This window comes from Micromonospora sp. NPDC005252 (assembly GCF_042872475.1).
Classification (GTDB): domain Bacteria; phylum Actinomycetota; class Actinomycetes; order Mycobacteriales; family Micromonosporaceae; genus Micromonospora.
Map to the genome: position 1 here is coordinate 8,602 of NZ_JBIAKN010000023.1, position 11,912 is coordinate 20,513.

Here is an 11,912-nt window from a genome sequence, read left to right on the forward strand (position 1 = left end):
GCCGGCGCCCCCCGCCGGCCATCCACAGCGCCCGCCCCCCCCCCCCCCCGGCGCCGCCCCGGGGGGGGGGGGGCGCGCCCCCCCCCCCGGGGGGGGGGGCGGGGCCCCCCCCCCCACGACCGGTCAGATCTTGGCGACCTGGTTGAAGTTGAGCTCCACCGGGGTCTCCCGGCCGAAGATCGACACCAGCACCTTGAGCTTCTGCTGGTCGGCGTTGATCTCGCTGATCGTGGCCGGCAGCGACGCGAACGCGCCGTCCGTGACGGTGACCGAGTCACCGACCTCGAAGTCGAGGACCTTGATCTCCGGCTTGGCCTTCTTCTGCTCGGTCTCGACGGCCGGCGCCAGCCACTTCAGCACCTCGTCGAGGGAGAGCGGCGCCGGCCGGTCGGCCCGGTCGGTCGCGCCCACGAAACCGGTCACGCCCGGGGTGTTGCGGACACACGAGTAGGACTCGGCGGTCAACTCCATCCGGACGAGGATGTAGCCCGGGAAGACCTTGGCCTGGATCTGCGAACGCTTACCGTTCTTGACCTCGATCTCTTCCCGGGTCGGCACCTCGACCTGGTAGATGAAGTCCTCCATGTCGAGGCTCGTGATCCGGGTCTCGAGGTTGGTCTTCACCTTGTTCTCGTAACCGGCGTACGAGTGCACCACGTACCAGTCACCCGGGGCGTAGCGCAGCTTCTGCCGCAGCTCGGCGACCGGGTCGTACTCCTCGTCCGGCGCAGGCTCGGTGGTGGGGAACTCCGGCTCGCTGGCGGCCTCAACCGACTCGTCACCAGCCGCCGTCGCGACCGTGGACTGCTCGTCCACCGGTCCGGCGGTCTCGTCGTACTCAGGCACGCTCGCTCACTTCCGTCACTATCGGCTGGAGACAGCCGGTCAGTCCGAGTTGCCGAAGACGAACAACACGACCTTGGCGAAGCCGTAGTCCAGCACGCCCACGATCGTCAGCATCACCGCGACGAACGTGACCACCACGGCGGTGTACGTCAGCAACTCCTTGCGGGTCGGCCAGATGACCTTACGCAGTTCGGCAACGACCTCGCGGAAAAACCGGGCGATGCGGCCGAACACGCCCACCCGACCGGTTTCCGACCGCGTGGTCGGCCGGCTGTCCGCCGATTCAGCCCGGGCGCGGGACCGCGTCGCGGTGCCTCCCCGGGAGACCGGCTCGTCCGCGCCGGAGGCGTCGTCGTCGGCTACGTCGTCGACGATCTCGTCGTCCAGACGATCGTCGCCGGCGTCCTCGCCGCGCCGCTTGTTGTCGGCCACTTCGCCCTCCGTCGCGGAATCTCGGGTCGCACGCCGGGCGGCGTGCGCGGCGCTGGTCACGCCGGCCGGGCCAAACCGTCCCGCGACGGGCCGCGGCCGGTGGATCAACCGGGGGCCCCGAATGCCTCGGAACCACCCCGCCGATGCCACCACCACGGGCCGGACGCCGCCTTGTCGGCGGCGCGACCCACGGGAACGGTCAGGCCTGAGGCGCAGGGGTGACAGGACTTGAACCTGCAGCCTGCGGTTTTGGAGACCGCTGCTCTGCCAATTGAGCTACACCCCTGTGCGGCAACACTCGCCCCACGCGGTCACAGACGACCGTGCAGGGGTCACTTGCCCCACGGCGGACCAGTGTACGGGTAGGCACCCGACTTTCCCAACCGGTCTCCCCGCCACGCGTGGCGGACCCGATTCAGCGCGCGGTCCGGATGGTCGCCCGGGCCTGTGAGAGCACCTTCTCCCCCAGGCAGGTCGCGGTCACATCGAGCCGGGTGAGGCCGTCCTCGGTCACCTCACGGATCCGCGCGGTCACCTCGATCTCGGTCCCCTGGTCGTCGTCGGGGACCACCACCGGCCGGGTGAACCGCACCCCGTACTCGATGACCGCGTCGGGCGCCCCGGCCCACTCGGCGACCGCCCGACCGACCAGGGCCATCGTGAACATGCCGTGCGCGATCACCCCGGGCAGCCCCACCTTCGTGGCGACCCGGTCGCTCCAGTGGATCGGGTTGAAGTCACCTGAGGCGCCGGCGTAGCGGACCAGGTCCGCCCGGGTCACCCGGAACGTCTTGGCTGGCAACTCCATCTCAGCCCTCCCCACGGATCACGTACCGGGCCCAGACGGCGACCACCGGTTCCCCGGCGACGGTGCTCACGTCGGTGCGGGTGGTCAGGAAGCCGTGCCCGCCCCGGCTGCTGACGTCCTCGATGGTGTTGGTGCAGACCAGCTCGTCGCCCGCGACCACCGGCCGGATGTACGCGAACCGCTGATCGCCGTGCACCAGCCGGCTGTAGTCCACACCCAGGGCCGGGTCCTCGATGATCTGGCGGCTCGCCGCCATGGTGACGACCACCGGGAAGGTCGGCGGGGCGACCACGTCCGGGTGGCCCAGCGCCTGCGCCGCCACCGGGTCGTGGTGAGCCGCGTCGGTGGCGCCGATGGCCGTGGCGAACTCACGGATCTTTTCTCGGCCCACCTGGTAGGGGGCGGTCGGCGGATACGTCCGTCCGACGAAGGAAGGGTCCAGAGACATGCCGCGAACCTACACGGGAAGCACAATCGCCGATCTGGTCGGCAGGCAGCGGCTGAGCCGCGCCGTACCGGTCAGATCGGCGATTGGGAAGGCTTCGTCAATGGCCGGCGTGTGCCGGCCAGAGATCAGCGGGTCTCGCGGTGAACCGTGTGCCGGCCGTCGCGCGGGCAGAACTTCTTCAGCTCGATGCGGTCGGGGTCGTTCCGGCGGTTCTTGCGCGTGATGTAGTTGCGCTCCTTGCACTCCACACACGCCAAAGTGATCTTCGGCCGGACATCGGTAGCCTTCGCCACGGCGGAGTGCCTTCCTCGCTAACGGAAACAACTACGACGCGTCAGCCTAGACGCTGACTGCGCGGACATGCAAAGTGGGCGCCAGTGGCGCCCATCTCCACGACCACCGGGAACGAGCCCGGAAGACGAGAGTAGCGGTGGCCGGACTTGAACCGGCGACACAGCGATTATGAGCCGCTTGCTCTGCCATCTGAGCTACACCGCCGCGGTGGGTCCAGCTGAACCCTCGAGCCCCCTTACGGAATCGAACCGTAGACCTTCTCCTTACCATGGAGACGCTCTGCCGACTGAGCTAAGGGGGCCTGCGCGATCTCCCCGTGGGGCGCGCAGAAGTAAGAGTACACGGCCCGGCTCGACAGGTGAAATCGGATCCCTGGTGATCGTCTACGCCCAGCTCAGGGCACGACACGCAGCCGCGGAAGCTCCCCACCGGAGATCGTTTCGGGGTCGACCTGAGCGCCGAACCAGGCCGCCAACCGCTCGTACGGCAGCGGTCGACTGAACAGGAAGCCCTGGCCGATCTCGCACCCGATGTCCTGAAGGAGCTCCAGGGTCAGCTCACTCTCCACACCCTCGGCGACCACGGCCAGGCCGAACTGCTGGGAGAGCGTCACCACCGCGTTGACGATCGCCAGGTCCCCCGGATCGGTCGCCATGCCCTGCACGAAGGACCGGTCCACCTTCACCTCGTGCACCGGCAGCCGGCGCAGGTGGGCGAGCGAGGAGTCACCGGTGCCGAAGTCGTCCACCGACAGCCGGACGCCGAGATCGCGGAGCCTGCGCAGCGTCGGGATCGGCCGGTCCGTGCCGTCCAGGACCCCCGACTCGGTGATCTCCAGGGTGAGGCGCTGCGCCGGCACCCCGTACTCGGTCAACAGCTCCTGCACCCGGTCCGGGAAGTGCTGGTCGGTGAGCGTACGGGCGGCGAGGTTCACCGCGATGGGCAGCGGCTGGTTGGCCTCGGCCCAGTCCCGGCTGCGCCGCAGACCCTCGCGGAGCACCACCTCGGTGAGCCGACTCAACTGGCCGGTGTGCGCGGCAACCGCCACGAAGTCCTCGGGAGCGACGGTGCCGTGCGTCGGGTGCTCCCACCGGGCCAGACACTCGACACCGAGCAGACGCCGGTCCCGCAAGGTCACCTTGGGCTGGAAGTAGACCTCCAGCTCGTTCTGGTCCAACGCCTGACGCAGGTCACCGGCGAGACCCAGCCGGCGCAACGACCGGGATTCCAGGCCCGGGTTGAACAACTGCACGCTGCCGGGCACCGATTTGGCGGCGTTCGCCGCCAGATCGACGCGGAGCAGCAGGGTCGCGGCATCGCTGCCATGATCCGGGTGTACGACGACCCCGACGGCGGTGTTCACGTCCAGGGTGAGCGCGTCGAAGACCATCTCGTCGCGGATCTGGTCGCGCAGCTGTTCGGCCAACTCCAGCGCGGCGTCGGCGTTCTCCAGACGCAGGGTCACCAGGAACTCGTCCCCACCGACGCGACCCACCAGGGCCGACGACGGCGCGCTGGCCCGCAGCCGGTTGGCGACCTCGACGAGCACCTTGTCCCCGGCGGCGTGGCCGAGGGACTCGTTGACCTGGCGCAATCCGTCGACGTCGAAGAGCAGCAACGCCACCACCTCACCCGGCGCGCCAACCTTGACCGACTCGTCCAGCGCTGCGGTGATGCGCCGCCGGTTGGGCAGCCGCGTCAGGGTGTCGTGGTAGGCGTCGTGCCGCAGGCGGTCGACAAGTCGCGAATTTTCGAGCGCCACAGAGGCGTGGGCGGCCACCGTCTCGAACACCGAGATGTCGCGTTGGGTGAAGTACAGCGGGTCGGCGAGCCGGTTGGTGACCTCGAGAGTCCCAATCACCACACCACCTGAGCGGAGCGGAACGACCACTGTGTCCTTGACCCCCCGCTCGGCGAGGCTGGCCCTGAACTCGGGATCACTTGTCACGCCGCGGCCGACAGTCACCGGGCGAGCGGTCTCCAACACCTTCTCCCGCAACGCCGACGGGGTCAGGGACAGATCCAGCAGGCCAGAATCCTCGACTCGCGCGGTGAGCAGAATCTCGGGGTGACGGCCCTGTGCGGGCAGCCAGAGGGTGGCGTACTCGGCCTGCATCAGCGCGCGGACCCGGCCGAGCAGGGCGTCGACGAGGGTGCCGTCCTGGCCGCTGGCCGCGACCGCCATGCTCAGCTCGTACATGTCGGTGAGCGTGCGGTGCTGGCGAAAGAACTGGGTGTACGAGCGGTAGACCAGAGCGAGCCCGGCCGCCAGCGCCGCCAGGGGCACCAACGACCACCAGGACGCCCTGATCAGGATCAGGACGACCAGACCGGCGGCGACGTTGATGCCTGCGGTCAGGAGCAGTGACGGCGCCGCGCGGAGGGCCTCCCGGCCGGCCTGCCAGCCCTGCAACAGGGTGTGCACCGACATGACGGCGGTGAGACTCACCAGGAACACCACGCTGATCGCGCAGCAGAGACTCACCCACGTCGTCGGGCCGACACCCGACCTCGGCGGCAACGCCTGGAGGACGAGAGTGGCGAGCGACGTCCCGGCGGCGGCCCGCGCCACGTTGAACCACACCTTGGGCGCCGTGATCCGGTGTCGCAGTTGGGTGACCAGGGACGCGAGCGTGTAGATGACAACGACCGTCAGCGGCGGCAGGAAGTAGAGCGCCAAGACGAGCGGCAACTCGGTAAGCGTCATGGCCACCGACTGCCGGCGGGCGACCAGCACCAGCAGCGGCAGACCCGCGGCGATCATCGCCGCGAGAAGGAGCGCTGCCCAGTGCCAGTCGCCGAACGGCCGGTCGGAGACCAGACCGGTGAGGGTTGCGCAGGCGACAGCCAGAAGGATCAGCGGAGCGGTGATGATCCAGGCGTCTTCCGACGACCTGCGCCTCGACTGGTCCCGCGCGATCATTCCGCTCCCTGGCGGTGTGGCGTGTCCCTTGACAAGCGGTGGCCCGTCGGACAGGGGTCGTCAGACCCAGACGACGTCCGTGAGGTGCAAATCGGCGGGTACACCGTGGTTGGCGATGACCATGGTGGCGACGGCGGCAAGGATGAGGAGCGAGCCATACAGCCGGCCCAACCTACGACCAGACATAAGATTGCTCCTGTCGGAAGGTCTCGTGGGGTAGTGGAGGTTCCACGATCGTGCCACAGCACGGGCAACCAGAGAAGTGGTGGCCGCCCGACTGGCACCACCGTCTGTTACTTCCCGCCGTTCGGCCCACCGCCCTCGTCGCACTGGGCCAGATCACGAGCTTGCGAGACAGTTCACCGCTGCGCGCAGTGCTGAAAACGACCTTCAACGCAATCCGGGTCCACCTATAAGCACTCGACACATCCGGTTCGAACGTTACGCTCAGTAACATCGGCCTGTGCGACCCGAACGCGCGCCTTAAGTCCGGCCATCGACCACCATACCGGCTCCGCGCCATCTCGCCAGTACCTCGTCGGGTTCATTTCACATGGACGACGCCTCCTGTGCCGCTCGACCATGAACAGCATAGACGCAGCTCACCTACGCAATCCCATCGACCTCCAAAGATGCAAGTTGCGTGCGCCATCAGGCGTACGGGCGCTCAAGCCGGCGTGGCGGTGTCCTACCGCAGCAGTCGGAACGGGGCCCACATTTCGGCCTCCGGCACCTCGTGGGCCGCCAGGTACCCGCCTTGTTCCAGTGGGCCCAGGATGGAGAGACCCCTCGACGTAGCTGCGTGGCGGGACCCGTCGCCATGGCGCTGGGGGCCACGTCCGGCAGTTGGGCCCAACCTTGTGGCAGCCACGACGCCGGTCGGCGGCGAGGCACCAGGAGGGTGCACGAGCCCTGTGCAGGGCCGGTCGTGCACATCAAGAGACAACGGCCTCCGGTTGCAGGCCGATCCGCTCGGCATCCGTCAGGAGATCCCTCCGTTTGCCTGAAGCACGAGCATCCGCAGCCGCAGAAGACCTCACAGCGACATGATCGACGTACCCACAACCAGTCGGCAACGGCTGGACGCAGCCGGACTCGGCCAGACAACGACAACGGCCCCCGATCAGCATCTCTGCTGGTCAGGGGCCGTGTCTGCACCTGGTGGCGGGTAGAGGATTCGAACCTCTGTAGCTTTCGCGACGGATTTACAGGGCGTCCGCGATCAAGACGCCGCCAGTAGGGCTGACCTGGCGTTCCTTCCGCTTTGGATCATGGCTGGGGGCGCACTGCCCACGATATGCCCCCACGCGCGCGGGGAGCCCAGATGCATCGAATGCATCCAAGGGGATTTTTTTGAAGAGGACTGCGACCCCGCCGCACCGACGCCGGGCTGAGTCACCGCCCCCCACGCGGCCAGCGCCGCCGCTGAAAAAATCATCACTAGCTGAAAGCGAGTCGGAGCTTCGCTGAGGCCAGCAAGTCCAGCCGAACCCGCAGCGCTCCCGGCCAGGAAGGCAGCTCCTACCTTCTTCGGAAGTCGCGGGCGCATCGACACAGAGACAGTGTCGCAGACCGTGACAAGTCATCCGAGCGCGTCGCCGATCTTGTCATTCATGGTGTCGTCTCCGCCATCGATGCAGTTGGCGTAGACGCGGAGCAGGACGGCGACGCCGTGGCCCAGGCGCCGGGCGACCTCGGTCGGCGGGACGCCGGCATTGAGCCAGAGCGAGGCCGCCGCGTGCCGCAGGTCGTAGGGCCGGCGGACGAGCGGCGAGGCGATCTGCGATTCGGTCAGCGCCTGCTCGCGGGCGAGCTTCCACCATCGGTCGTAGACCGACTCCGACAGCGGCCCACCGTGCAGGCCCCGGAAGAACCGACCGTCCGGGCCAACCCCGTGACTCTCGACGTGCGCGCACAGCAGCTCGACGAGCCGGGGCGGGATCGGGACCGTCCGAGTCTCGGCCCTCCCCCGGTGCTTGAGTCCGCGCCGCTCGTGGGAGCCGCCATCATCGGTCCAGTGCGAGCCGGCGCGCGGCGAGGTGCCGGCGAGCACCAGGCGGCCCCAGCGATATTCGATCTTCTCGTGCTCGCAGGACCGGGAAGGCTTCACCGCGGCCAAGTCGTCGAAATCCGCCCCGCAGTCGGCGCACCGGCCGGCAAGGTCGCAGTCCTCCCGCCGTAGGTCCGCCGCTTCCGAGGGACGCATGCCTGCGTAGTAGAGGCAGCCGAAGAACGCCGTGACCTTGTCGGCGCGTCTGCCGAAAGATTTCACCGCCTCCAGCAGCGTGGCGACCTGGGCCGGATTCGCCACCACCACCCGCCGGTCGATGGACTGGGCGACCTCGGGGGCGGTCCATTGGACCCGGTCGACCGGGTTGGAGGCGATCAGCCCCAGCTCGACGGCGTACCCGAGCACTTTGTAGAAGGTGGCCCGCTTGCGCTGGACGGTGGAGGCAGCCGCGGGCTTGCCGTCGAGGCGTACGCAGAGGCTGTCCAGGACACGGCGGACCATCGCGGGCGAGTCCAGCTCGACGACCGGGAGGGACGCGGTTTCCAGCCAGGCCAGTGCCGCCGCGTGCTCGGCCGGGATCTCGTCGGACCAGCGGCGCGGGTTGAGGCCGTAGAGGTACAGCGCCTCACGGAGCAGCGCGTCAGTCGGTCGGCCCCGCTTGGTCGGCCGGGTCAGGGTCACCGTTATCGAGGTCAGCGCTTCGACGATCGAGCGTCGGGTCTTGGCCGCCGCCCGAGGCCACTTCATCTCGACGTAGGCGCGGCTGTGGGCGTACCAGGTGGTGGGGTTCTTGGTTCTGGCCTCGGAGACCGGGCGGCCGGTGGCCGGGTCGAAGGGCTCCCCCGCGTTGGCCGCCTGGACCAGCTCGGCGCGGAACGAGTGCGCCAGCGCTTTGGTACGGAACATGTCCTCGAAGCGCTGGCCGCTCACCGCCCAGCGAACTCGCCACGGCCGAGCCTTCCGGTCGGCGCGCTTGGCGATCTCCCAGATCTGGACCTCGTAGCTCTTCATGCGGCGTCCTGCTCCAGGTCGCCGAGCCACCGACCGAGCGCCGACCGGCGGACCCGAAGCTGCCCGTTCGGGAGCTTGATCACCCGTGGTCCCTTGCCGGTCTGCCGCCAGTAGAACCAGGTCGAGCGCGGTACGCGCAGCTCGGCGAGCACTTCCGGCACGGTCAACAACTCCTCGTTCACTGCGGTTCCTCCCCGTCGTGCTGTGCGCTGTGCTGAGTTGCCGAAAGATCTGAGGACCCCTGCGCGGCCCGGTCCTTCGCGGCGAGTAGTTCCGATCGCCAGCGGGCGCGTTCGCTGATCGATCGCATGAGCCGGTGGGTCATCGGGCCGACGTCGGGGTCGTCGGGTCGGGCGAGTTCCCAGGCGTGTCGGACCCGTTCGGTGGCGTCGCCCTGGTCGTCGACGAGTCGCGTGCCGTCGGTGGTGACGCCGAGCAGTGCCCGCACCCAGGCGCGCGCGTCGTGCTTGTGGTCGGCGAGGGTCTTTCCGGACCAGTCGCGGGAGATGAGGATGCGTCGGCCACCGATGCCAAGGGTGCCGCGTTGGTGGACCTTGCCCTTGCAGCGGCCGGGCTTGAGCTTGGCGTGTGCCTTCTTGGGCTGGACGCCGTAGAGCAGCCAGTTGGCGCACCGGTCGGTGCAGGGGGTGAGCTGGAGTTGCTGCCAGAGCCGGTCGAGGTGCTTGCGTTGCCGGTCGGTGATCGCCTTGTGGCAGTCGCCGGTGTGCTTGGTGATGTACTTCGTGACGTACCGGATGGTCCGCTCGGCGTCCTCGGTGCCGGGCATGACGCCGCGGGCGTCGACCTGGGCGCCGAAGCGCACGACGTGCACCGGCTCGGCGTCCGGGTCGTCGTCGATGGTGTCGAGGGCTTCCGTCCAGGTGGTCAGCTGCTCCCCGGTGTCCGGGTCGACCCATACCGCCGCCTGCTCGTCCCAGAGCGGGAGCCGGTCGAGGGTGTAGCGCTGGACGTCGACCGAGGGCCACCACACCTGGTGATAGGTCGCCGCCGCCACTGTGCGGAGCACGTCCCGAGGGATGGTGCCTCGGATGGCGAAGTGGGCGTGTGGGGCGAGTCGACGTTGCGGCTCGACGCAGCCGGCGTACTGGACGTTCCAGCCCTCGCAGCGGCGCAGGTTCTGCCAGAACCGGTCCAGCAGCCGGGGGAAGTGCACGGCGTCCCAGGCGGCGCGGCGGTAGTCGTACCGGGCGGGGTTGACCGGGGTGCCGTCGGGGCGGACCGGGCCGTACGAGTCGAGGGTGAGGGTAAGCCACATCGACGGTTGGTAGGTGGAGCCGTCCGGGGCGGTGTAGGTCTTGCCGACGGTGCGGCGCTCGACCTTGCGCCGGGGCAGTTCGGGGGCATCCTGGCGCCGCTTGGTGGAGCGCTTGCGCCGCCGGCCGGGCTCGTCGTCCTGGTCCTCGTCGTCGCTGACGTGGGGCGGTCCGAGGCGCCCGCGCAGGCCCTCGGCGGCGATGGCTTTCTCCACCTCGCGGATTGCCTCATCGAGGTCGGTGACCTGCTCCCACTGCGCGGCGCGCACGGCCTCGTCGCGGGAGAATTCCAGGTGTGCGCGGAACAGGATCAGGGACTTCTGCGCTTCGGTTGCGGGTTCGGGGCCGGGTAGGGGTTCGTCGTCGCGGTGCCAGCCCTCGCGGATCTGGGCTTGCCGTAGCCGGCGGTTCTTCTTGGCGCACGGAGGGCACTTGTCCTCGCGGGTTGCGCCGCAGGGCAGGTCGATGACTTCGGTCAGGCCGGTGTCGAGGTCGGTGCGGCGCATGGCGAGCGGGCGGACGCAGACGCCGTACTCGATGGCGATGTCCTTGAGCACGTCGATCGAGCGAGGCAGCGCCATGCGGGCCGCTCGCGACCCCGGCCGAGGAGCAACCGGGGCCGGGGCGGTTCGAGGCCGGGCAGGGTCGGAGCCGTCATCGGCCCACCCCCACCGCGAGTCGAATGCGGTAGTCCCGGGTGCCGACCCGCCGGTACTGTCCGGGCTCACCAAGAATCCGAACGGCGAGGTCGACATGAACAGCGATGACGGTACGACGGTGCTGTGGCGCCCAACCGGGCCGAAAGAGCTGGATCTCGTCCGCGAGTCCGGATGGCGGGCGTGGCCGCCGCGCCTGCCGGATCAGCCGATCTTCTACCCGGTCCTGAACGAGGACTACGCGGTGATGATCGCCCGGGACTGGAACGTGCCCGCGTCCGGCGTCGGCTACGTCACCCGCTTCCGGGTGGAGTCGGAGTTCCTGAGCCGGTACCCGGTTCGCCAGGCCGGCGGTAAGACCATTCTGGAGCTGTGGGTGCCCGCCGAGGAGCTGGACGAGTTCAACACTCACATCGTTGGGCTGATTGAGGTGGTGCACGAGTTTCGGTAGGCGCCGGCCGGCGGCGGGGGCGGCCGTCATCGGATGATCCCGACGACCTGGGGCCGGCCGGACTGGACGACAGCGACCCGAGGCAGCACCGCGGCTGATGCCGGCGGCATCACCGGAGCGGGCGGCGCGGGTTCGGCCGGCTGCGGCTCGTCGTACCAGTCGTCCTGCGGCTGATCGGGCTCCGGTGTCGGCGCGGCGGTGGGTGCGCTGGACAGGACGACCTTGACCAGGGCGAGGAAGGCCAGCGATGGCACCGCCGCGACGATCCAGCCCCAGACGGAGGGTTCGGCTTCGGCGACGTGGGCGGCGAGGGAGAGCAGCGCGAACGCGATCAGGAGCACGCCGACCAGGCCGACGGGTCGGCCATCTTGGCGGCGGGCGCGGATTTCCAGGCCGAGGTAGATGGCCATCAGCTCGACCGCTACGGCGTTGGCCCAGCCGATCCAGTCGGGCTGACCGTGGGCGACCGTCAGGTCATGGACGTGGGTGAAGGCGGCGGCACCGGCCATGATCCCGATGGCGAGCAGGATCAGCACCCGGATGCCCGACTCGGCTCGGTGCCGGATCATTCGAAGTCGCCTTCCGGGATGCGAATGGTCACGGTGATGCGGATGCGCTGCCCGTCGAGGTCACTGCGGCGGCGGACCATGTACGCCAGGCCGTGCAGGGCGGCGGCGAGCCGGTCCGGGGAGCCGTTCAGGTCGATGTGCAGCGGCTTGAGGCGGTGGGTGCCGAGGAAAAAGCTCTTGAGGGACATC

General features: G+C 69.2%; 12 protein-coding genes and 3 tRNA genes. 1 reads left to right on the plus strand and 14 read right to left on the minus strand.

Annotated elements, in window-relative coordinates:
* Window positions 1-123 precede the first annotated feature (123 nt).
* The 12 genes from nusG to ACFYPH_RS30305 form a co-directional block, all read right to left on the minus strand.
* Window positions 124-846, minus strand: a complete 723-nt coding sequence (gene nusG / locus ACFYPH_RS30250) for a transcription termination/antitermination protein NusG (RefSeq protein WP_354854322.1) — start codon at window positions 844-846, stop codon at window positions 124-126.
* A gap of 39 nt (window positions 847-885) precedes the next feature.
* Window positions 886-1,278, minus strand: a complete 393-nt coding sequence (gene secE / locus ACFYPH_RS30255) for a preprotein translocase subunit SecE (RefSeq protein WP_234583446.1) — start codon at window positions 1,276-1,278, stop codon at window positions 886-888.
* Window positions 1,279-1,491: 213 nt separating this feature from the next.
* Window positions 1,492-1,564, minus strand: a tRNA-Trp gene (locus tag ACFYPH_RS30260).
* A gap of 129 nt (window positions 1,565-1,693) precedes the next feature.
* Window positions 1,694-2,086 (minus strand): MaoC family dehydratase, encoded by a 393-nt coding sequence (locus tag ACFYPH_RS30265; RefSeq protein ID WP_387186483.1) that lies wholly within the window; start codon window positions 2,084-2,086, stop codon window positions 1,694-1,696.
* 1 nt (window position 2,087) lies between these two features.
* The gene (locus tag ACFYPH_RS30270; RefSeq protein WP_355135421.1) at window positions 2,088-2,534 is read right to left on the minus strand and encodes a MaoC family dehydratase N-terminal domain-containing protein; all 447 of its coding nucleotides are present in this window, start codon (window positions 2,532-2,534) and stop codon (window positions 2,088-2,090) included.
* Window positions 2,535-2,659: 125 nt separating this feature from the next.
* Window positions 2,660-2,827 carry a 50S ribosomal protein L33 gene (gene rpmG, locus ACFYPH_RS30275; protein ID WP_007073056.1) on the minus strand — a complete coding sequence of 56 codons (168 nt, stop codon included), beginning with the start codon at window positions 2,825-2,827 and terminating at the stop codon, window positions 2,660-2,662.
* 132 nt (window positions 2,828-2,959) lie between these two features.
* A tRNA-Met gene (locus ACFYPH_RS30280) sits at window positions 2,960-3,032 on the minus strand.
* Between the two features lie 24 nt (window positions 3,033-3,056).
* Window positions 3,057-3,129: transfer RNA gene (locus ACFYPH_RS30285), tRNA-Thr, on the minus strand.
* Between the two features lie 93 nt (window positions 3,130-3,222).
* Window positions 3,223-5,751, minus strand: coding sequence for a putative bifunctional diguanylate cyclase/phosphodiesterase (locus tag ACFYPH_RS30290; protein ID WP_387186485.1), 2,529 nt, complete (start codon window positions 5,749-5,751; stop codon window positions 3,223-3,225).
* Window positions 5,752-7,333: 1,582 nt separating this feature from the next.
* Complete coding sequence (locus tag ACFYPH_RS30295; RefSeq protein WP_387186487.1) at window positions 7,334-8,773, minus strand: tyrosine-type recombinase/integrase; 1,440 nt, start codon at window positions 8,771-8,773, stop codon at window positions 7,334-7,336.
* Complete coding sequence (locus tag ACFYPH_RS30300) at window positions 8,770-8,955, minus strand: AlpA family transcriptional regulator (protein WP_030329852.1); 186 nt, start codon at window positions 8,953-8,955, stop codon at window positions 8,770-8,772. Before ACFYPH_RS30300 ends, ACFYPH_RS30295 begins: the two co-directional genes overlap by 4 nt.
* Window positions 8,952-10,628, minus strand: a complete 1,677-nt coding sequence (locus ACFYPH_RS30305; protein ID WP_387186489.1) for a replication initiator — start codon at window positions 10,626-10,628, stop codon at window positions 8,952-8,954. Before ACFYPH_RS30305 ends, ACFYPH_RS30300 begins: the two co-directional genes overlap by 4 nt.
* A 172-nt stretch (window positions 10,629-10,800) precedes the next feature.
* On the opposite strand from ACFYPH_RS30305, the gene ACFYPH_RS30310 reads away from it, so the two are divergent.
* The gene (locus ACFYPH_RS30310; protein WP_355067668.1) at window positions 10,801-11,154 is read left to right on the plus strand and encodes a hypothetical protein; all 354 of its coding nucleotides are present in this window, start codon (window positions 10,801-10,803) and stop codon (window positions 11,152-11,154) included.
* A 26-nt stretch (window positions 11,155-11,180) separates the two neighbouring features.
* Here ACFYPH_RS30310 and ACFYPH_RS30315 read toward each other — a convergent pair whose 3' ends face one another.
* Together ACFYPH_RS30315 and ACFYPH_RS30320 are read right to left on the minus strand one after the other, a co-directional pair.
* On the minus strand, window positions 11,181-11,723 hold the full coding sequence (locus tag ACFYPH_RS30315) for a DUF2637 domain-containing protein (protein ID WP_387186492.1): 543 nt from the start codon (window positions 11,721-11,723) through the stop codon (window positions 11,181-11,183).
* Window positions 11,720-11,911 (minus strand): hypothetical protein, encoded by a 192-nt coding sequence (locus ACFYPH_RS30320; protein WP_387186493.1) that lies wholly within the window; start codon window positions 11,909-11,911, stop codon window positions 11,720-11,722. The genes ACFYPH_RS30315 and ACFYPH_RS30320 overlap by 4 nt, the downstream gene beginning before the upstream one ends.
* Window position 11,912: the final 1 nt, after the last annotated feature.

Excerpts from the sequence above, each read along its gene's own strand:
- ACFYPH_RS30265 (WP_387186483.1), bottom strand. The coding sequence starts at position 2,086 with ATGGAGTTGCCAGCCAAGACGTTCCGGGTGACCCGGGCGGACCTGGTC.
- ACFYPH_RS30270 (WP_355135421.1), bottom strand. The coding sequence starts at position 2,534 with ATGTCTCTGGACCCTTCCTTCGTCGGACGGACGTATCCGCCGACCGCC.
- ACFYPH_RS30290 (WP_387186485.1), bottom strand. The coding sequence starts at position 5,751 with ATGATCGCGCGGGACCAGTCGAGGCGCAGGTCGTCGGAAGACGCCTGG.
- ACFYPH_RS30295 (WP_387186487.1), bottom strand. The coding sequence starts at position 8,773 with ATGAAGAGCTACGAGGTCCAGATCTGGGAGATCGCCAAGCGCGCCGAC.
- ACFYPH_RS30305 (WP_387186489.1), bottom strand. The coding sequence starts at position 10,628 with ATGGCGCTGCCTCGCTCGATCGACGTGCTCAAGGACATCGCCATCGAG.
- ACFYPH_RS30310 (WP_355067668.1), top strand. The coding sequence starts at position 10,801 with ATGAACAGCGATGACGGTACGACGGTGCTGTGGCGCCCAACCGGGCCG.
- ACFYPH_RS30315 (WP_387186492.1), bottom strand. The coding sequence starts at position 11,723 with ATGATCCGGCACCGAGCCGAGTCGGGCATCCGGGTGCTGATCCTGCTC.
- ACFYPH_RS30320 (WP_387186493.1), bottom strand. The coding sequence starts at position 11,911 with ATGTCCCTCAAGAGCTTTTTCCTCGGCACCCACCGCCTCAAGCCGCTG.